The organism is Undibacterium sp. Di24W (assembly GCF_049340325.1).
Classification (GTDB): domain Bacteria; phylum Pseudomonadota; class Gammaproteobacteria; order Burkholderiales; family Burkholderiaceae_D; genus Undibacterium.
Map to the genome: position 1 here is coordinate 481,692 of NZ_JBMPOP010000001.1, position 20,240 is coordinate 501,931.

General features: G+C 44.9%; 15 protein-coding genes and 1 pseudogene. 7 read left to right on the forward strand and 9 right to left on the reverse strand.

Annotation, left to right across the window (positions count from 1 at the left end; translation table 11 throughout):
• Positions 1-27 precede the first annotated feature (27 nt).
• Positions 28-1,845, forward strand: a complete 1,818-nt coding sequence (locus ACO0KZ_RS01985) for an ABC transporter transmembrane domain-containing protein (protein ID WP_422992204.1) — start codon at positions 28-30, stop codon at positions 1,843-1,845.
• A gap of 82 nt (positions 1,846-1,927) precedes the next feature.
• On the opposite strand, the gene ACO0KZ_RS01990 is transcribed toward ACO0KZ_RS01985, so the two are convergent.
• Positions 1,928-3,586 (reverse strand): amidohydrolase, encoded by a 1,659-nt coding sequence (locus ACO0KZ_RS01990; RefSeq protein WP_422992760.1) that lies wholly within the window; start codon positions 3,584-3,586, stop codon positions 1,928-1,930.
• Positions 3,587-3,929: 343 nt separating this feature from the next.
• Between ACO0KZ_RS01990 and ACO0KZ_RS01995 the strand changes: the two genes are divergently transcribed.
• Positions 3,930-5,486: a transglycosylase SLT domain-containing protein gene (locus ACO0KZ_RS01995; protein ID WP_422992206.1), complete on the forward strand. Its 1,557-nt coding sequence runs from the start codon at positions 3,930-3,932 to the stop codon at positions 5,484-5,486.
• A 135-nt stretch (positions 5,487-5,621) separates the two neighbouring features.
• Here ACO0KZ_RS01995 and ACO0KZ_RS02000 read toward each other — a convergent pair whose 3' ends face one another.
• From ACO0KZ_RS02000 to ACO0KZ_RS02020, 5 genes are all read right to left on the reverse strand, one after another.
• Positions 5,622-6,872, reverse strand: coding sequence for a hypothetical protein (locus tag ACO0KZ_RS02000; protein WP_422992208.1), 1,251 nt, complete (start codon positions 6,870-6,872; stop codon positions 5,622-5,624).
• A gap of 225 nt (positions 6,873-7,097) precedes the next feature.
• On the reverse strand, positions 7,098-7,529 hold the full coding sequence (locus tag ACO0KZ_RS02005) for an ExbD/TolR family protein (protein WP_422992210.1): 432 nt from the start codon (positions 7,527-7,529) through the stop codon (positions 7,098-7,100).
• A 12-nt stretch (positions 7,530-7,541) separates the two neighbouring features.
• A complete protein-coding gene (locus tag ACO0KZ_RS02010; RefSeq protein ID WP_422992762.1) occupies positions 7,542-7,973 on the reverse strand; it encodes an ExbD/TolR family protein in 432 nt (143 codons plus the stop codon).
• Between the two features lie 111 nt (positions 7,974-8,084).
• Entirely contained in the window at positions 8,085-8,966 is an 882-nt protein-coding gene (locus tag ACO0KZ_RS02015) for a MotA/TolQ/ExbB proton channel family protein (protein WP_422992212.1), read from the reverse strand.
• A 92-nt stretch (positions 8,967-9,058) separates the two neighbouring features.
• Positions 9,059-9,727: an energy transducer TonB gene (locus tag ACO0KZ_RS02020; RefSeq protein WP_422992214.1), complete on the reverse strand. Its 669-nt coding sequence runs from the start codon at positions 9,725-9,727 to the stop codon at positions 9,059-9,061.
• A 1,065-nt stretch (positions 9,728-10,792) separates the two neighbouring features.
• On the opposite strand from ACO0KZ_RS02020, the gene fabI reads away from it, so the two are divergent.
• Together fabI and ACO0KZ_RS02030 are read left to right on the forward strand one after the other, a co-directional pair.
• Positions 10,793-11,575: an enoyl-ACP reductase FabI gene (gene fabI, locus ACO0KZ_RS02025; protein ID WP_422992216.1), complete on the forward strand. Its 783-nt coding sequence runs from the start codon at positions 10,793-10,795 to the stop codon at positions 11,573-11,575.
• A 1,024-nt stretch (positions 11,576-12,599) separates the two neighbouring features.
• Positions 12,600-14,042: a DEAD/DEAH box helicase gene (locus tag ACO0KZ_RS02030; RefSeq protein WP_422992218.1), complete on the forward strand. Its 1,443-nt coding sequence runs from the start codon at positions 12,600-12,602 to the stop codon at positions 14,040-14,042.
• A gap of 183 nt (positions 14,043-14,225) precedes the next feature.
• On the opposite strand, the gene ACO0KZ_RS02035 is transcribed toward ACO0KZ_RS02030, so the two are convergent.
• On the reverse strand, positions 14,226-15,437 hold the full coding sequence (locus ACO0KZ_RS02035; RefSeq protein WP_422992220.1) for a cation:proton antiporter: 1,212 nt from the start codon (positions 15,435-15,437) through the stop codon (positions 14,226-14,228).
• A gap of 405 nt (positions 15,438-15,842) precedes the next feature.
• Here ACO0KZ_RS02035 and selD point away from each other — a divergent pair, with 405 nt between their 5' ends.
• Complete coding sequence (selD, locus tag ACO0KZ_RS02040; RefSeq protein WP_422992222.1) at positions 15,843-16,904, forward strand: selenide, water dikinase SelD; 1,062 nt, start codon at positions 15,843-15,845, stop codon at positions 16,902-16,904.
• A 40-nt stretch (positions 16,905-16,944) separates the two neighbouring features.
• Entirely contained in the window at positions 16,945-17,880 is a 936-nt protein-coding gene (gene tal / locus ACO0KZ_RS02045) for a transaldolase (RefSeq protein ID WP_422992224.1), read from the forward strand.
• Between the two features lie 288 nt (positions 17,881-18,168).
• On the opposite strand, the gene rnhA is transcribed toward tal, so the two are convergent.
• On the reverse strand, positions 18,169-18,606 hold the full coding sequence (rnhA, locus tag ACO0KZ_RS02050) for a ribonuclease HI (protein WP_422992226.1): 438 nt from the start codon (positions 18,604-18,606) through the stop codon (positions 18,169-18,171).
• Positions 18,607-18,988: 382 nt separating this feature from the next.
• Positions 18,989-19,321 (reverse strand): annotated as a pseudogene (locus tag ACO0KZ_RS02055) (methyltransferase domain-containing protein); the annotation flags it as partial.
• A 78-nt stretch (positions 19,322-19,399) separates the two neighbouring features.
• On the opposite strand from ACO0KZ_RS02055, the gene gloB reads away from it, so the two are divergent.
• Positions 19,400-20,188 (forward strand): hydroxyacylglutathione hydrolase, encoded by a 789-nt coding sequence (gene gloB / locus ACO0KZ_RS02060; protein WP_422992228.1) that lies wholly within the window; start codon positions 19,400-19,402, stop codon positions 20,186-20,188.
• Positions 20,189-20,240 lie beyond the last annotated feature (52 nt).

Below are 20,240 nucleotides of genomic sequence, written 5' to 3' on the forward strand. Positions count from 1 at the left end.
TATGCCATCTTTTCAAAAGTATCGACTATGTCAAACACTTCACCATTAGCAAAAACCGAATCGCCTAGCAGCATAGCTACCCTCAGCGGTCTACTTCCGTTTCTTCGTCCCTATCGCCGTCAGTTTATTTTCGCTGGTATTGCTTTAGTCGTTGCCGCCTGCGCGACTCTAACGATTCCCTATGCGTTTCGACAAATGATCGATATGGGATTCAGCAAAATTGGTGATGGTGGCACACATGGTATCGAGCATGTGAATCTGACTTTCTTAGCTTTATTCGGCGTCGCTGTCATTTTAGGTATTGCGACCGCAGCCCGATTCTATATGGTGTCTTGGATAGGTGAGCGTGTGACAGCCGACATACGTAATGCGGTTTATGCGCACGTAGTGACGCAGAGCCCAGAGTTTTTTGAAACCACGCAGACGGGCGAAGTATTATCGCGCTTGACGACCGATACGACCTTGATTCAGGCGGTAGTCGGTACGAGCATTAGCCTGGCTTTACGGAATATCCTTCTATTCATTGGCGGTTTGGTGATGCTGTTTATCACTAGCCCATTGCTCTCTTCTATCATTATCGTGATGCTGGTGCTAGTCATTCTTCCCATTATCTTGTTCGGGCGACGTGTACGTAAATTGTCACGCGATTCGCAAGATCGCATTGCCGACGCTTCGGCTGTGGCAGGTGAGATTTTGAATGCCATGCCGACTGTCCAAGCCTACACCCATGAACGCATTGAAGCACAACGTTTTGCGAATACGGTAGAGCATGCTTTTAGCGCCGCGATGCGCCGCATACGGGCGAGGTCCTTATTAACGATGATTGCCATACTTTTGATCTTTGGCGCCATCGTATTTGTATTGTGGTTAGGGGCCCAATCCGTGATGCAAGGTGAAATGACAGGCGGGAAACTAGGTCAATTTATTTTATACGCCTCCATCGTTGCAGGTGCCATCGGCGCCTTATCCGAAGTTTTAGGTGAAGCACAACGCGCCGCAGGTGCCACGGAACGTTTACTTGAACTGATGTCAGTGCAGTCACCGATTACTTCTCCGGAAAAACCACTGGCACTGCCACTTGAAGACACGCATGGTGCCAGAGTCACGCTGCAAGATATTTTGTTTCATTATCCATCCCGTCCTCAAACCGCCGCTTTAAGCCATATTGACTTAGAAATTAAGGCGGGTGAAACCGTGGCTCTGGTCGGGTCTTCAGGCGCAGGAAAAACGACTTTATTCCAATTGCTTTTGCGCTTCTACGATCCGCAACAAGGCAGCCTCAGCATTGATGGCGTTAACATTCGCGACCTTGATCTGCACAGTTTACGAGACACAATAGGTATCGTACCGCAAGACACCGTGATCTTCTCCGCTAATGCTATGGAAAATATTCGCTATGGGAGGATCGATGCGAGTGACGAGGACGTTATACAAGCAGCGAAAATGGCCGCAGCGCATGAATTTATTGAACGCCTACCAGAAGGCTATCAGTCTTTCTTGGGAGAGCGTGGTGTGCGCTTGTCAGGTGGGCAAAAGCAAAGAATAGCAATAGCTCGTGCGCTCTTGAAAAATCCACGCCTGATGCTGTTAGACGAAGCAACTAGTGCCTTAGACGCAGAGTCTGAGCGACTAGTACAACAAGCTTTAGAAAGTGCGATGCAAGGACGCACCACCATTATCATTGCGCATAGACTGGCGACGGTGCAAAGAGCCGATAGAATCATCGTGCTTGAACACGGTCAAGTGGTTGAAATAGGCACTCATGCCAGCTTGATGAAACAGTCCGGTGTTTATGCAAATCTAGCGTCCTTACAGTTTCATATTTCGGAACCGGGAACGATTTAGCGACCCAAAAGATACTTCGACTTGAAAATAAGAAACGCACTCATTATCGAGTGCGTTTTTTTGAGCGCTTCGAGGAAGTAAGCTATTTACGATAAACCTCTTGCCCGGCCAACCATGTTTGCAAGACCTGCGTCTTATACAAATCTTTGACTGGCACTTTAAAAATATCCTGATCAATCACAATAAAATCAGCCCATTTACCGCGCTCTAAACTACCAAGTATTTTTTCCTGATGCCCCGCATAAGCGGCATCCAAAGTGAAGCAACGGAAAGCTTCTTTTACCGTCATCGCCTGCTCTGGGTACCAACCATTCACCGGTTTTTGCTCAAAATTTTGTCGGCTGACTGCGGCATAAATACCCCAAAATGGGTTCGGGCTTTCGATAGGAAAGTCAGATCCGCAAGGAATAGTAGACCCTTGTTTTAAGAAAGTACGCCAAGCATAAGCCCCCTTAATACGTTGCTTGCCGACTCGATCTTCAGCCATATTCATATCTGAAGTCGCGTGCGTAGGTTGCATAGACGGGATAATCTTTAACTTAGCGACGCGCGGAATATCACTTAATTCCAATACCTGTGCGTGCTCTATCCTGTGACGCAAAACGCTGGCATCCTGTGCTTTTGGTATCGTCGCAAGGCTTTCAATTACTTGACGATTACCAGCATCACCGATCGCATGCACATTCACCTGATAGCCACGTGCAGCTGCTTTTTGCACCATTGCTTGCATGTCTTTGTCGGCCGAGAACAACAACCCTTTGGTGTGAGGTGCGTCACTATAAGGCGCTAACAAAGCGGCACCACGGCTTCCCAACGCACCATCGGAATACAATTTAACGGCGCGTAAAGCATAACGGTCATCCGCCATCCCTAGCAAAGGCCCTTGTTTAGAAACGCTATCAAAGAATTGATCGACACCGCTAATCATGCCGTAAACCCGTGTCGTCAAACTATGCTTGTTGGCATATTCACGAAACAAGGCATCCGCTTGCGCATCCACGCCGGCATCATGCACACTGGTCAAACCCACACTGCGCATTTGTTTTAAAGCCGCATCCAATGCCAAACGCTGTTCCGCATCATTCTTCGCAGGAATCACTCTTTCTATCAAATGCATCGCGCTGTCAACGAATATTCCGGTTGCCTGTCCATTAGCATCACGTTCGACTTTTCCGCCAACCGGATCAGCGGTTTCCTTGTTAATGCCAGCCAATTGCATTGCTTTACTATTGGCCCAACCAGCGTGTCCATCAACCCGACGAAGCCAGACCGGTCTATCGGCGAGCACCGCATCTATTTCTTGTGCTATCGGAAAACGGCCTAGCTTCCAGATTGCCTGATTCCATTCGCCCCCCAAAATCCACTGCTGCTGAGGGAATTTCGCCGCATACTGTGCAATTGCAGTTTGTGCTTCGGCCAGATTCAAGGTATTGCGCAGGCCCAATTGGCTCTCAGCTTGCCCCAAACTAAAAATATGTCCGTGTGCATCAATTAAGCCTGGCAATACCGTCTTACCTGCTAAATCAACATGTTTGACGTTTGCAAATTTTTTCTCTAATTGTTTTTGATCCCCGGTTGCAACAACTTTGCCCGCCTCATCAATCAACATCGCATCAAAGCGTTGCAGCTGATTTTTGCTGTTCAGGGTGTAGCCGTTTGCTTTAATGAACAATGTCTGAGCATCGGCGTTAAGACCCAATACTGCCAGACTTAGCAGGCTAAATTTTGCAAACACCTGCATGCGCTTTACCCAATTGGTTTGCGCCGCAGTGCCATCCTTGTCGTTCTGCCTCATGTCTCACTCCCTATTTGATATATAAAGATTCTAATTCTGACTATTCTTCGATTCTTCCGCGCTTTTATTTGAACCTTGATCGCCAGGCACAGCAAAGACAGACAAATTAATCAGGAACAAAGTTCCATGTTACATAAGTTTCATTGGAGCAAAACAACGAACCAAAATCAATTTAACTTTTCAATTTAGCTAAAAATCAGAGCAGTTTTTCCTTGACCTTGAAATGCAGGTTTGCGTACACTTCGCTGTTGCCCATCTCACAGTCGATTGTATCGATTCTTTTCTCATTATGAAACGATTTAGTTACTGTCTCAGTACCCTTACACTTGCCATCTTAGGAATTGCGACCAGTAACGCCTACGGACAAAACACTGAAACACTGAAGTTATCAAAAAGTTTGAGTGAGACCACGCTACTTCAACAGCGCGCAGTAACAGAATCAGACTCATCAGACATTCCCCTCGCCGAAGAATCATTGACGATTATAGAATCCGATCTGTGGAGCCGGATTCGAAATGGCTATGCGATACCTAATCTAGAAAATCAATTAGTCAATACGCAAACCAATTGGTATAGCACCAGAATTGACTACTTACAGCGCATCATACAACGCGGCTCTCGCTATCTGTATCACGTGGTTGAGGCATTAGATAAGCGTGGCATGCCGACCGATTTGGCGTTGTTACCATTCATCGAATCGGCCTTTAACCCGCAAGCCATCTCATCGGCAAAAGCCTCTGGTATGTGGCAATTTATGCCAGCGACGGGTCGTGACTTCAATTTAAGACAGACTATTTTCAAAGATGACCGACGCGGCGTACTAGACTCTACCGAGGCCGCGCTCGATTATCTGCAGCGACTTTACAATATGTTTGGTGACTGGCAGTTAGCACTGGCCGCTTACAATTGGGGTGAAGGCTCGGTTCAACGCGCGATCAAAAAACAGCAAGCCTTGGGACTGCCTATCGATTTCGATAGTTTATCGGCACGCATGCCAAACGAAACCAAAAATTATGTTCCCAAGCTACAAGCAGTAAAAAACATCATCGGGCATCCCGAACTGTTTAACATCAACCTGCCTCGCTTGGACAACGTGCCTTACTTCACCAGCGTCAAAAAAAATCGTGATATCGACGTCAATCTAGCGGCGCAATTGGCCGAGCTTCCGATCAGCGAATTCAAGGCACTCAATCCACAGTTTAACCGGCCAGTCATTACGGGTAGCAACCGCACGACGATATTGTTGCCAATCGAAAATGCGACGATGTTTCAAAACAATCTTATGACATGGAAAGGCCCGCTCTCATCGTGGACGACACTCAATGTCAACAAGACCGAACGTGTGGAGTCCTTAGCCACACGTTTCGGATTTAAGCCGGATGTGGTCAGGGATGTCAATGCGATTCCCGCCAAGATGTTCGTCAAAGCAGGTTCGACAATTCTTGTTCCAAAGTCTTCACGTTCCAGTGACGAAAATATCCCGACCCAGGTAGCAGAACAAGCACAGCTTACTATTGAAAAAGGTCACGCTGGCACACGTAAGATTTACGTTAAAGTCGGTAAAAAAGAGAATCTGGCAGCGATCGCAAAACGTTACAAATTGAGCGTTACTGAAATTAAGGAATGGAATAATCTACGCAAAGATCAAGTTGCACCAGGAACCAAGTTAGCGCTGCAAATCCCGGCAAAAGGAAAAACACGGCAATTGGCAAGCACCTCAAAAACGGGCCTTAAGCGAGGCTCAGATAAACAGAATATAAGCAAGAATACAGCCCAGTTAAATAAGAAAAGCGTGAAACGTCTAGCCTCCAGCCAAGACAGCAAAAGACGTAAGAAAAATGGATAATTACTCAAATGGCCAATTTTGCGCGCTAGCTGAAATTAGTCCCAGCCAGTACTAGCTTACAATTCAGAATACATAAAAAAAGCAGCCAATGGCTGCTTTTTTTGAACTACTCAAGTCAAACTACTATTTGAATGTTTACTTCGCTTGATTCGCGTAGATAATCCAAAAACGGGCTAAGTCGGCTGTACCGTCTTTGCCTTGAACTGCTTTCAAAGTTTTCAGACCAGCAGCTTTTTTACCAGCCATCAAATAAGCCATGCCCAAGTGTAAATTGGCATCATCTGGGTGTTTCAGATTATCTTTTTTAACGCCTTGCTCCATCAGGCTGATACCTTTGTCGTACTCGCCACCAGTCGCGTAGGCAAAACCAAGATTGGCCAAAGCCATACCATCATTGTTTTTCAATGCATCTGCCTCGAGTGCTGCACGAGCTGCTTTAGATTCTGCCAGACGTTTATTCGCCAAATCTTTCAAACGTCCATGACGAGCTGCTTCTGAACCCGTGCCCAAAACACCGGCTTTATAACCCTGGTCAATAATTTTCAAAGCTTCTGCCGAGTTACCATCCTGAATCGCGATCTGAGCCATTTCCATGAAATCGCTAGTCTTAGTCAACTGACCGACTGCCAATTTCAAACGGAACAAATCCATTGTCAAACGGCTGGAGAAATCTGATTTGCGCTCTACACTATTGAGCAAATTGACCCAGTATTCTTTCTTACCATAATACATCACGAGTTTTTCCAAAGTCGCTAAGTAAGCCGCTTTATCACCACTCTTTTGCACTGCGTAAGCATAGGTTTCCAAAGTTGATTGACTTGGAACACGACCAGCTTTTTCAGCAGCCTGAATCTCAGCTTTGGTTTCTTTCAATGCACCAGCGCTATCGCCACCTAAGGATTTCGCTTGAATCATGTACTGACGAGCTGAGCTATCAGTACCACCTTCACTGAAATAGCGCTCATACATTTTAGCTGCTTTGGCGTAGTTATTCGCTTTGAAGTAAGAATTTGCCAATACCAAAATCAATTGCAACTGATCCTTGCTCGGCAGTTTATTCGCAGCGACAATGATTTCACCAGAGCGTATCACTGCATCGTTATCACCAGCCGCAGAAGCAACTGAGAGACGCATACGTTCGATAGTGAAAGTCTCATTGACCGTTTTGTTACCTACGCGATCCGTTTCTTGCAGCTTAGCAAGCGCATCGCGGAATTTTTTTGCTTTATACAAGTCGCCTGCTTGTTGCACAATTTTACCAACTTCGGCGCGCATCGCTTCTTGAGCATAAGCTGTATTACCAGCAACACCAGTTAATTCAGGAACTGTTGCACAACCAATAGCAGCGATAAGAATTGCCAGTTGTGATAAGCGTAGGTGCTTCATATTTGATCTCTCAATCAACAAAAATTAATAAATTTTAGCCTAACAAACCAAGGAGTTTGCTCGCGTGTTTTCACTAGGTGATTTCACTTATTCTACAATCTAAACCATCTAAACGTAAGCTGTCTAAGCATAACGCATAATACAAAAAAAGGCAGGGAAATCCCTGCCCTCTTCTGTTAAACATCTATCTGAATTTAAGAATAAATCTTATTTCAAATTGAATGTTTAATTTTTCAAGAACTGCTCATTACCAATCATACCCAACTTGGTGATACCACGGCTTTGCGCTGATGCCATCACCGCTGCGACAGAGCGATAAGCAACCAAACGATTTGGTTGGAGATGAATCTCAGGTTGAGGATTCATCGCGGCAGCCGCAACGAAGCGATCATCCAACTGTGGACGGTTAACTACTTCACCATTCCAAGTAATCGTACCATCAAAGTCCACGTCAATCTTCACCACAGTTGGCGGGACATCCGGTGGAGGTTGGTTCGTATTTTGCGGCATATTTAAATTCACCGCGTGATTGGCGATTGGTAGTGTCGTAATAAACATAATAATCAAGACCAACATAACGTCGATCATTGGTGTCATATTCATTTCCATCATTGGTTCTGGATCACCACCAGAACCGGAGCTCATATTCATGCCCATGCGATTCTCCTTTTAGCTTTTTGGTGGCGGTTCAAGAACGAAACCAACTTTTGCAATACCTGAGCGCTGCACTGTCAAAATCGTTTTACCGATAGATTCGTAGCGCGCATTTTGATCGCCACGAATATGCACTTCAGGTTGCGGCACTTTCACTGCTTCTTTTGACATTTTTTCAAACAATTCATCATCAGAAGCAATTGGAGTACGATAACCTTGCCAGTAAATATCACCATCTTTATTGACAGTGATAATCACATTTTTTGCATCAGGATTGTACGGATCATTTTTCTCTGCAGGCAGAGTAACTTTTGTCAAGTTTAATACTACGGGTGACGTGATGATAAAAATGATCAGCAACACCAACATAATATCCACGAGTGGCGTGGTATTAATGGTGCTGTTGACTTCATCTTCACCGCTATCACCGCCGATTTGCATTGCCATAATTGTTTCTCTTCGGTTAATTCTATTCACTGAACATCAAGTAAGTGCCAGCACCTACTTGATGGGACAGAATTGAAATAATAAAAACGATAGTCGTCTTAATTACCTAGATTATTTATTTGCGTTAGCTTTGCTCATCGCGCCAGACAATACTACAGAGTGCAAATCAGCGCCGAATGCACGGATGTCTTCCATAACAGACTTGTTACGACGCAACAAATAGTTGTAGCCCAAAACTGCTGGAACCGCTACCGCCAAACCGATCGCCGTCATGATCAAAGCTGCACCAACTGGACCCGCAACTTTATCAATAGAAGAGTTACCTGAGCTACCAATCGCAACCAAGGCGTTGTAAATACCCATAACGGTACCGAACAAACCGATAAATGGTGCTGTAGAACCTACAGTAGCCAAGAAAGTCAAACCTTCACTCAAACGGCTTTGAACTTTGTCAACAGAACGTTGGATAGACATTGTTACCCATGAATTCAAATCGATTTGTTCCAACAAAGCACCTTCATGGTGTTCGCTAGCATTCAAACCAGATTCAGCGATGAAACGGTATGGGCTGCCTTCTTTCAAAGTAGACAAGCCTGTAGAAACGTTCGCAGCTTTCCAGAACTTGCGAGCTTCTTTAGCTTGACCGCTCAATTTTGCCAAATCGATTACTTTAGTAATCAAAATATACCAACTGAACATAGACATCAAACCCATGATTGCCAATGTAATTTGATCGACCAAATGACCGTGTTTAATCAAATGCGCCAAGCTGTACGGATCTTCTACTGCTGGTTTTGCTTCAGCAGACGGCAAAGATGCATCAGATGCAGCCGCTGGTGCAGCAGCAGCTTCAGGAGCACTAGCAGCAACTTCTGTCGCTGCAGATGCAGATGCAGATGCTTCTTGTGCGAATACAGGTGCGGTTGTCATTGTGGCTGTTAATGCAAATAAAATTGCCGCCAGGAATGTGCTTACTTTAGCGCGGGTTTTCATGTAGATACTTCCTTTAAAAAAAATTTAATACTTACGTTGGTTGTGAGTAAAACGTTACTTTTTTATGACTCTTGTTGCATGTTGGCTCTGTTTTAATCAAGCTTCCAAACGTATTGAACTTGAGTCGTAGTTTCTTGAGGCTTACCGTCAATCGTACCTGGCTTATTTTTGCAAGAACCAGCTAACAACTGCGCTCTAACTGCATTATCAAGACCTCTAAAACCACTAGATTTGACAATATTTACTGCTGTCACCAAGCCATCTGCACCTGTGGTCACAGACAAAGTGGTTACACCTGTTTCTTCATTACGCAACGAAGCTCGTGGATACTCTGGCTTACAGCCAGCTTGTTCAAAGTCAATCTTTGCAGCAACATAGACTGGAGCTGCAGCTGCCTTAGGCGCTTCAGACACCGGTGCTGCCGCCTTTGTCATCGTGTTGCTCTCAGGCTTTACGTTTGACACAGTAGAGATCGCATTTGGTGATGGCGCTTGCTGTGCAACCTGAACCTCTGGAGGAGGAATAAACGGTGGCGGCGGCGTCATCAACTTTGGTGGCGGCGGCGGCGGTGTATCTGGTGGTGGCGGTGGTGGTGGAGGCGTCTCCTTCACTACGGCTTCCATCGGTTTTTGAACAAACTTAACTAACTTACTACCTAAGCCGTTCATTAACGCCCAGCCAAGAATAATGTGAAAAACAATTACCACACCCAAACCAAAAAATTTCTTTCCCGGTTCCTGTTGGCGTCCTGAAAAATCCATACCTACTCCTCCAATACCACAACAATTTCAATTAGGTTCAAACGTCTACGAATCGAACTACCAATCATTTTCCACGAAAGTCCAACAACCGATTCAAATAATCAACTAGCAGTCAATCCGATTACCGGCAACAGGTTACCAATATGACGGTTGCCCCACCATACTCACGCTGAACTGTCAGAACCATGGTTTTAACATACTCATGTGGGTATTTATTTACTTACAAATCGTTTAGTCGCCTTTAGACGCATATCGCAAGCAATTACAGCGCTTGAAAACAACGACAAATTCGACTTTATATCTTAAAAGATACTACAAAAATTGAAGCAGCTGCTTTATCACTTGATATTCGAAAAAAACACCCCAAATAGCTTTTAATAAAACATTGTTTTTTTTAAATCTTTCCGAAAAACAGCGTCTATTTTGACACAAACAAAGCTGAGAATGGAAGTTGCTTCTATGTTGCTATGCAGCATAGAATTTGCATGAAGACAAGCACGTGATTTTTTCTTAATGCTTACTTACTTAAAATGCAAAGCCTATAACCCCTATTTCCAGCGCCGCATATTCCTCCTTCTGACCTTCAAATGTACTATTCTTACAGAAGCACGGGGATGATTCTAATAGGAAATACTTCAAGCGTGTGAAATTTGCTGAAATGCATCACTTAAACAAAAATACTTGAAAAAAAACTCTATTTACGGTAATGATTTTTTTATTACCGCATCGCAATAAACCGATCGAAAAATAGATATATTAATTTCCAAATAGAGGCCCTAGGCATTTGACGCTAGTTATTATTTGCCCTATCGTGCCTGAGCAACTACAATTCCGACCTATCAGTAAATTCCGCATCCTGAGTAATTTCCTGCTTTTCAGTTTTTTGCAAGTTAATTTGTACCAAAAATACATTACTTCAAATGCAATTAAATACAAGCATCGCAAGATAATTAAGGATCGCGGTCATTTTCGTCTTAAACCTCAGTGTGAAATCGGTATATTTGAACTCATGCGCCCTTCAGCGCAAAAACAATACTTTTTTTACGGTAACCCCTTGGAGTGAATATGGCATTTTTGCAAGGCAAGAAAATTCTAATAACTGGTTTATTATCAAACCGATCAATTGCCTATGGCATCGCTCAAGCTTGTCATCGCGAAGGCGCTGAATTGGCGTTCACTTATGTAGGCGAACGATTCAAAGACCGCATCACCGACTTCGCTAAAGAATTTAATAGTGAATTGGTGTTTGATTGTGACGTAAGTAGCGATGAGCAAATCGCCGCGGTGTTTACCGATTTGGCAAAATCATGGGAGAAATTAGATGGCGTAGTACATGCCATCGGCTTTGCGCCACGTGAGGCAATTGCTGGCGATTTCTTAGATGGTTTTTCACGCGAAGCTTTCCGTATCGCGCACGATATCTCTGCCTACAGCTTCCCAGCTTTAGCCAAAGCAGCCTTACCCATGATGAATGAAAATTCTTCTTTGCTGACTTTGTCTTATCTTGGCGCTATCCGTGCGATCCCTTATTACAACACCATGGGCTTAGCAAAAGCATCCCTAGAAGCAAGCGTGCGTTACCTCGCTGAAAACTTGGGCAAAAAAGGCATACGTGTTAACGGGATCTCCGCTGGCCCGATCAAAACATTAGCCGCCAGCGGCATCAAAGACTTCGGTACATTGTTGGGCTTCGTTGCCGAACACGCACCTCTGCGCCGCAATGTCACCATAGAAGAGGTTGGCAACACCGCGGCATTCTTATTGTCACCATTAGCTAGCGGCATCACGGGTGAGATCACTTATGTTGACGGTGGGTTTTCTCATGTAATGGGGTTAACACCGGATTAATTTTAGCTTGAAGCATCTATTGAAAAAGATGTTGTCATGCTTATTGTGATACTTGGTTAATTCGCAAAATTCGTGAGCTGAAAGTCTGGTTTGAGATCGTAATCCTCTTCCCAACTTTCAGCTTTTTTGCATCCGCACCTTCTATCCTTTCCTACCCAACTAATAGCAATAAAAAATTCAAAGTATTGTTTCGGTGCGAATCGCAAAAACTCGCGCTTTTTCATGCGACTCAATGTGATCTGATGGCGGTATGAATCCCCAACTTACACATTACAATTAAGACTTTTTTCTCGCTACTGAAGTAGCAACTTTTTTGCTGCACATTTAAAAACTTCAGACTAGTTATAACCACTCTTTTTATAAGCTCTGCACGCAAAAATTAAAGCTTATGGACTGTGCTTCTCAATCTCTCCGCTCCCTCTTTATTGACTTTCTATTACCCAGTTCTCGGGCAGATATGACTAAGGTGCGCATCAACTTCATACAGCTAAATTAAGCTAAATAACTGGGATTCTCGCCAGTTTTCTTTGAGAATCTTGCTAAATTGCAAGGGCGAGTAAAGAAGCAGAATTTATTTATCAGGCTTAAACTAAATCAAGAATCTAATGCAAGCACGAGAAATTTCATGTACACTCTTATTTTTGCAATGCAATATAAAATATCGCTTTGCATTATTAGGTAATAAATAAGTAACGAGTAGCACCGTAGCCCTTGCGTATCGAGAACTGCTGATACAGCAATGTAAAGCCCTCCCGCCCTGTATGTCTGGTTTCACACATAGACATCGTCCCGGCGCAAAGCTTTTGTGCCGAAATTTCATCGCATTCCTTCTTGTACCTTCTTGGTACTGGTTTTCTTTGTTCATTTCGTTTGGTTGACGCTGCTTTTTAGCGCGCTAAGTTTTTGCTTAGCGCTAATTTATTCAGAGCGTATTCAAGCGCAATTATCTGCTATATAGCCACAAGCCATGTCACGCGATGATCGTTTTAATATGCTATTTGAATTACAACGAAAGATAGATTAAATGACTTTTGAATCACTAGGCCTCCACACGTCCATTCTGCGCGCTATTGCTGATACTGGCTATACAACACCAACAGCAGTTCAGGAACAAGCTGTTCCTGCCGCTATCGCAGGTCGTGACTTACTGGTGTCCTCACAAACAGGCTCAGGCAAAACTGCCGCCTTTATGTTACCTGCATTGCACAAGTTTGCAGCCGCAGCAGAAGTAATGGATGTTAACGCATCCTCAAAAACACCGAATCAAGAACGTCAAGCAGCTCGTGCCCGTGGCGATCGCCCTCGTTTCCAAGCTGCCAAGCCAAAAATGTTGGTATTGACACCAACTCGTGAATTGGCGTTGCAGGTAACGACAGCCACTGACAAATACAGCGCCTACTCACGTCGTGTCAAAGCAGTCTCAATTTTGGGCGGCATGCCTTACCCAAAACAAATGCAACTTTTGTCCCGCAATCCAGAAATCTTGGTGGCAACACCTGGCCGTTTGATCGACCACATGGAATCTGGCAAGATTGATTTTTCAGAATTAGAGATTTTGGTATTGGACGAAGCTGATCGCATGTTGGATATGGGCTTTATCGACGATATCGAAAAAATCGTAGCGGCAACACCAGCAACACGTCAAACCATGTTGTTCTCAGCAACTTTAGATGGCGTCGTTGGCACCATGGCGCGTCGCATTACTAAAGACCCAATGATTATTCAAATCGCTGGTTCTGCGACGAAGCATGAAAATATTCAACAAAAAGTCCATTTCGTCGATGATTTGTCGCACAAAAATCGTTTACTCGATCACTTACTACGGGATGAGTCTTTAGATCAAGCGGTAGTGTTTACCGCGACAAAACGTGATGCAGATACGATCGCAGATCGTTTGAATATCGCTGGTTTCGCAGCCGCTGCTTTACATGGCGACATGCATCAAGGCGCACGCAACCGCACGTTAGATTCCCTGCGTCGCGGTCAAGTGCGCGTTTTAGTAGCAACTGATGTCGCTGCGCGCGGTATCGACGTACCAGGCATTACTCACGTATTCAACTACGACTTGCCTAAATTCCCAGAAGATTATGTACATCGTATCGGTCGTACTGGTCGTGCTGGTCGTAAGGGCTTAGCAATCTCTTTGGTGAATCATGCAGAAAGCATGAACGTCAAACGTATCGAGCGCTTTACTAAGCAATTGATTCCTGTCGATGTGGTTGAGGGTTTCGAACCTAAGAAAACCGCCATGGCAGCGCGCGCTCCAGCACGCAAAGCAAGTGGCTGGAAACCAGGTGACAAGCGCACGACAGGCAATAGTTTCGGCAACAGCAGCAAGCCAGGTCAACGTAGTTTCAGCAAGCCAAATGCGGCTCCACGCAGTGAAGGTAGTGGTTTCGGTGGCGGTGCTGCAAAATCACGTTTTGGTGATGCGAATGGCAATCGTCGTAGTTTTGGCGATCGTTAATCTCGCCACCTTTGCTTAGTAGAATTAAAAAAGCGACCCGCAAGGGTCGCTTTTTTTATGTGCCATCGTTCTACATTCGATGCCGATAGCAGGATAGGCGGGAAGCCCATGGGTGAAACCAAGCCACCACAATCATCAATGTGGTGCCAATATAAGTCAGAAAAACTGTCTCCTATCTTTCTTCTATTTAGACCGAGAAATGATCTCTTTCATGCGCTGCAATTTAGGTGAAACAAGCGGCACGGTCAGCATCGTACTTGCAATCGCCATCAAGAGTAGAGCAGTAAAAGTCTCACTAGTAATAACTTTTTTATCGAGCAAAATATTGACGAAGATGATCATAATCAAGGCCTTGGTCTGCAATAGCCAACCAATAATACTCGCCTCGCCTTTTTCCCATTTTAAAATTTTACCTGCCAGTTGTACCCCGATTAATTTTCCACTGACGGATGCCAGCAAAAGTGCAGCGGCGACAATAAACACGGCAGAACCACCCATTGCCCAATTGGTACGCAAGCCTGTACTTAAAAAGAATACCGGCATAATTGCCAACAATACATGATGGCGCATCAAGTCCATTTTTTCTTGATTAAACCAATGCGCATCCATTACCGCACCCGCCAAGAAAGCACCTACCATAAAGTGTAATCCTGCCCAGTCCGCCCCGAGGCTACAAGCCGCTAACCAAATCAAACCAACATACCAACGATCACGCTCTTGCAGCCAGACCATGATGCGCCGATAAAATATCGTCACGACCGCAAACACCAGCAAAAATCCAATCTGACGTGTAACCCTATCCCAATCCAACATGATCAAAGCCAGAACACCCCAAATTGCGATATCGTCTACACTGGCATAACGCAAGATGCGTTGTCCAATAGGCTGACGCAAAATTTCTAATTTCTCCATCAACAAAATGAGAATCGGCAAAGCAGTGACGGCGCACGCCATCCCCACGCCCAAAACAAATTGCCAACTCCGCGCGCCCGGCCCTATCCATCCCACAAATCCGAGCATTCCTAGCGCTACGGCTGAGCCAAAAATCAGCGGCATGGCCAAAGCTAAGCTAGCAGTAACACCACTTTCAAAGCGATGCTCCCATGCCTTAGCTAAATCCAGCTCGATACCGGCGATCATCACAAAAATCATCACTGCCCACCAGGCAATGCCATTTAGCGATTGGATCACAGCAGGATTAAACACGAATTGGTAATAATCTGGGAAAACAGCGCCTAAGACACCAGGGCCCAATAAAATACCCGTAATAATTTGCACGACCACTAATGGCGCATAATAGTCTGTCTTGCAGACGCGCCAAATTAAATAAGGGATCGAAAAAATTAGCAGCATTGCCAATAAAAAGATCTCAGTCGTCGTCATAGTTTGATGCATAAGCTCCCCATCTTTTTTTGATAGTTGTTACCGGATTCTCGTCCGATTTTTATGTGTGTTTCGCATTTTTAGGCAGCTATCGTCACTCCAATAAAATGGAAAGGATTCCACATTTAATCAGTGTTTATTTTGAAATGCAAATGAATTTAAGAATGTGAAGCCAGTAAACTTATTAGTACATAAAAATTAAGCTTACATAATTTTTATGTACTAAGTCGTAAGCCAACACGAAATTAGCGTTGATCAAAATGTTATTGCTGCTTCTACTGATTCCTGGACAAAATTTCTCTTAAGCTATTTTAATTCGCATCAAGCACTAAAGGTGTAAGTAGTTCAAAATTGGCCGTACAGCTTCACACCAATATTCTATAATCATTAATTCAAAATCAACCGTCAAGCACCTTCATGAGCGATAGCACCAGCACTAGCCCTTTTCGATTGACCTCGTTTTCACATGGCGGCGGTTGCGGCTGCAAAATTGCGCCAGGAGTACTGGCCGAAATTCTCAAAAAATCAACTGGCTTTCCAGTACCTCCCGCACTCATGGTGGGGATAGAAACCTCGGATGATGCCGCGGTCTACAAACTCAATGAAGACCAAGCCTTAATTGCAACGACCGACTTCTTCATGCCTATCGTTGATGATCCCTATGATTTTGGTCGTATCGCCGCGACCAATGCGATCTCCGATGTGTATGCGATGGGCGGTACGCCGATAATGGCACTGGCTTTAGTTGGTATGCCTGTTAATCAAATTCCACTCGATGTCATAGGCAAGATTATCGAGGGTGGCGAGCGTATTTGTCGCGAAGCCGGAATTCCTATTGCCGGTGGTCACAGCATTGATTCGATCGAGCCAATTTATGGCTTAGTGGTAATGGGATTGATCCATCCGTCTAAGGTCAAACGCAATTCCAGTGCACGCGTTGGCGACCAACTAGTATTAGGTAAACCCTTAGGTGTGGGTATTTTGTCGGCTGCCTTAAAAAAACAGAAATTAGATGCGGATGGCTATGCCAGCATGATCGCCAACACAACTAAACTAAACAAACCAGGCCAGGCGTTGTCGCAACTCGACGCTGTGCATGCGATGACCGATGTAACCGGCTTTGGTTTACTTGGACATCTATTAGAAATCTGCCGCGGAGCGCAAGTTGGTGCCACGTTGCGTGCTGCCGATATTCCCTTTCTGCCACAAGTTAAAGCACTCGCGGCGGCTGGGTGTATTACGGGCGCGTCTGCCCGTAATTTTGCTGCCTACGGTGAAGACGTTCGTTTTAGCCATAAGGATGACATTACACAAGCGCTATTAACAGATCCTCAAACTTCAGGCGGACTTTTAGTAGCCTGCGCACCTGAAGCACTTGCACAAGTGTTGGAAATATTTCATAAAAATGATTTTCAAGATGCTGCTGTGATTGGCGAAATCGTCGCTGGCCCTGCACAAATTCAAGTCTTGTCCAACTAAATTTTTTACTTACTTTTGCCTATCTCATTTCACTACCATCATGAACCAACTCGAACAACTGAAACAATATACAACCGTGGTCGCTGACACCGGCGATTTTCAATCCATGCAGGCCTACACGCCGCGCGATGCGACGACTAATCCTTCCCTGATATTGAAGGCTGTACAAAAGCCAGAATATCAGCCCCTGCTTGCGGAAGCTGTGACACGAAATGCAGGCAAATCCACCGATGAAATTATCGATCAATTGTTGATTAGTTTTGGTCTGAAAATCTTGGAGATCGTGCCCGGTCGAGTATCCACTGAAACCGATGCAAGGCTCTCATTTGATACTGACGCAACCGTCGCTAAGGGTCGTCAGTTGATCGCCTTATATGAAGCGGCAGGCATTTCGCGCGAACGTATTCTGATTAAAATTGCTTCCACCTGGGAAGGTATCCGTGCTGCTGAAATCCTGGAGAAAGATGGCATACGTTGCAATATGACTTTGCTGTTCAGCCTAGCTCAAGCAGCCGCCTGCGCGGAAGCGGGTGCGCAATTGATCTCACCGTTTGTAGGTCGTATTTATGACTGGTACAAAAAACAAACTGGACAAGAAATTTTCGGTGCGGATGATCCTGGTGTTTTGTCGGTCAAGAAGATTTATAACTACTATCGTAAGTTCGGCTACCAAACCGAGATAATGGGAGCGAGCTTCCGTAACACCTCACAAATCCTAGAATTAGCCGGTTGTGACTTACTAACGATCAGCCCCGATCTCTTACAAAAACTCAGTGATTCGACCAACGCTGTGAGCGCAAAATTAAATAAAGAGGCTGCTTTAGCCAGCGATTTACAAAAAATTGAAGCTGATGAAAAGTCTTTCCGTTTCGCTTTAAACGAAGACGCCATGGCGACAGAAAAATTAGCAGAGGGGATACGCTTGTTCTGTGCTGACACGATTAAGTTAGAGCAGATAATTGTTGGTATGCGCTAAGCATTTTAGACGCCACTTAGATTATCGTAAGAGCTAACTTAAGTTGCAGTTAAGCTACATTTGAATGTAAAAAGCCGCAGAAACCACCCTGCGGTTTTTCATACTTCGAGTGACTTTTCTTACAAATAACTGATCCAAAGTTTGTACACATCGAATTTGGAAATTAACGCATTACGAAGCGAATTCGAAAGAACTGGGTTCATTACTTAACGAGTACAAAATTTAGAGAAATTACTGATGGAATCAATCTCAATGCCACTTCCTCACTCAGCGGCCTATGACTAAGGCTTAACTCAAGACAGAGTCGACACCACGGTTCGCCAACTGATCAGCACGTTCATTACCAACATCTCCGGCGTGCCCCCGCACCCAGATCCATTCGATTTTATGGGTGTTTTTTGCTGCATCCAATGCCTGCCATAAATCGACATTCTTAACTGGCGCTTTAGATGCTGTTTTCCAACCTTTAGCCTTCCACCCCTCTATCCACTCAGTGATGCCTTTTAATACGTATTGACTATCCGTATGCAAAGCAATTTCACAAGGCCGTTTTAGGGCGTCCAACGCCTGAATTACCGCCATCAATTCCATACGGTTATTCGTGGTGTCTTTTTCTCCACCAAATAACTCCTTTTCCTTATGTCCAGCGATCAACAATGCTCCCCAGCCACCCACGCCGGGATTTCCTTTACAGGCACCGTCTGTATATATTTTAATTTTATCCATGTTCTTTAATTTTATTGGTAACGGGCACTGCGCTGCCACGTTTAACCGTTTTCCGCTTAAATGCGGGACCGACCAAATGCATGCCGCGCACCCGTTTGACGGCCTCAAACATATACACTGCTCCCAAATAAGGCCACCAGCGTCGTCCCATACTTTCCATCAAATGCGAGTTTTCCAACCACTGCGCATTGCGCACTGGCAATGCATAACAGCCGAATCGTGTTTGACTCACTTCCATGCTGAGCAATTTCAACCAATCCTTCAAACGATGAGGGCTGATAAACTCACCTTTTTCAGGTAAAAAATGATGTCCAGTCTGACGACCTAGTAATTGTCGTGCGCCCCAAAGACTAGTCCGGTTTAAGCCGCTAATAATGACTCGTCCTTCCGGTATCAAAATTCTATCGACTTCACGCAGAATTTGATGCGGTTCAGAAGCAAATTCCAAGACATGTGGCAAGACAACAAGATCAATACTTTGGGTATCAAATGGTAATTCAGCGAAATCGTGCACCAAGACCACTTGTTGTGACAAGGTCGATTTATTCTTAGACACACTACTGTCAGTCTGCCATCGATGCGGCATGCGGCTTGCAGCGAGCGCAGATAGCTCAGGCAAACCTAATTGTAAGGCATGAAAACCGAAAATATCGGCGGTTAACAAGTCAAACTGCGCTTGCTCCCAAGCTCGGATATAGCTGCCCTCGGGCTGCATCAACCACTCACCTAGGTCTATAATGGGCGCTTGCGTAGAATTTAATGCGTTCACTTCTTCACTTCACTTTAAGCAATCATGATGACTCAGCCCTTAAGTATATTGACTGTGCCCGCATTTGACGACAATTATCTGTGGCTCGCGCATAATGGCCAGCATGCTATCGTTATCGACCCGGGAGATGCTGAGGCGATTGTACAAGCTTTAGCTCAACATAACTTACAACTAAGCACCATTCTATTAACGCATCATCATCCTGACCACATCGGCGGCGTTCCCGCTTTAGTCGAAAAATTCAAAGTTCCGGTGTATGGACCTTCGAATGATGGCATTACAGGAATAGACCATGCGTTAAATGACGGCGATGTCGTTTCTATTGCCGAATTAGATATGCAATTGGAAGTTATTGCCGTTCCCGGACACACGCTTGGACACATTGCTTATTATGTAGCGAAACAAGCTTGGTTGTTCTGCGGTGATACTTTGTTCGCGGGTGGTTGTGGTCGACTGTTTGAGGGAACGCCTGCACAAATGTTGAATTCATTAGATCGCCTGGCGGCGCTGCCTGACGACACCGCCGTTTATTGCGCGCATGAATACACGCTGTCCAATTTGCGCTTCGCCCAAGAAGTCGAACCTGCTAATCAAGCTTTAGCCTCACGCATACAAAGTGAGCAGGCGAAACGAGAACAGAATACTCCTACGATACCAAGTCAAATCGGTTTAGAAAAACAAACTAATCCATTCTTGCGCATACGCGAGGCTGCCGTGCAAGCGCGCCTGGTCGCCGCGGGAAAAATCTTTGCAGACCAAGATGATGCAAGCAATTTTGCCGCTTTACGCGAATGGAAAAATACTTACCGCTAATGCTTTTTATTGTAGGCACTGCGAACACATCTCGCGCCGCTGAAAACTTACT

What these genes read in the sequence shown, in the direction of transcription:
- ACO0KZ_RS02015 (WP_422992212.1), bottom strand. Translation starts at nt 8,966, where the DNA reads ATGAAAACCCGCGCTAAAGTAAGCACATTCCTGGCGGCAATTTTATTT.
- rnhA (WP_422992226.1), bottom strand. Translation starts at nt 18,606, where the DNA reads ATGGATAAAATTAAAATATATACAGACGGTGCCTGTAAAGGAAATCCC.
- ACO0KZ_RS02010 (WP_422992762.1), bottom strand. Translation starts at nt 7,973, where the DNA reads ATGGCAATGCAAATCGGCGGTGATAGCGGTGAAGATGAAGTCAACAGC.
- fabI (WP_422992216.1), top strand. Translation starts at nt 10,793, where the DNA reads ATGGCATTTTTGCAAGGCAAGAAAATTCTAATAACTGGTTTATTATCA.
- ACO0KZ_RS02035 (WP_422992220.1), bottom strand. Translation starts at nt 15,437, where the DNA reads ATGCATCAAACTATGACGACGACTGAGATCTTTTTATTGGCAATGCTG.
- selD (WP_422992222.1), top strand. Translation starts at nt 15,843, where the DNA reads ATGAGCGATAGCACCAGCACTAGCCCTTTTCGATTGACCTCGTTTTCA.
- ACO0KZ_RS02020 (WP_422992214.1), bottom strand. Translation starts at nt 9,727, where the DNA reads ATGGATTTTTCAGGACGCCAACAGGAACCGGGAAAGAAATTTTTTGGT.
- ACO0KZ_RS02000 (WP_422992208.1), bottom strand. Translation starts at nt 6,872, where the DNA reads ATGAAGCACCTACGCTTATCACAACTGGCAATTCTTATCGCTGCTATT.
- ACO0KZ_RS01985 (WP_422992204.1), top strand. Translation starts at nt 28, where the DNA reads ATGTCAAACACTTCACCATTAGCAAAAACCGAATCGCCTAGCAGCATA.
- ACO0KZ_RS01990 (WP_422992760.1), bottom strand. Translation starts at nt 3,586, where the DNA reads ATGCAGGTGTTTGCAAAATTTAGCCTGCTAAGTCTGGCAGTATTGGGT.
- ACO0KZ_RS02030 (WP_422992218.1), top strand. Translation starts at nt 12,600, where the DNA reads ATGACTTTTGAATCACTAGGCCTCCACACGTCCATTCTGCGCGCTATT.
- ACO0KZ_RS02005 (WP_422992210.1), bottom strand. Translation starts at nt 7,529, where the DNA reads ATGGGCATGAATATGAGCTCCGGTTCTGGTGGTGATCCAGAACCAATG.
- ACO0KZ_RS01995 (WP_422992206.1), top strand. Translation starts at nt 3,930, where the DNA reads ATGAAACGATTTAGTTACTGTCTCAGTACCCTTACACTTGCCATCTTA.
- tal (WP_422992224.1), top strand. Translation starts at nt 16,945, where the DNA reads ATGAACCAACTCGAACAACTGAAACAATATACAACCGTGGTCGCTGAC.
- gloB (WP_422992228.1), top strand. Translation starts at nt 19,400, where the DNA reads ATGATGACTCAGCCCTTAAGTATATTGACTGTGCCCGCATTTGACGAC.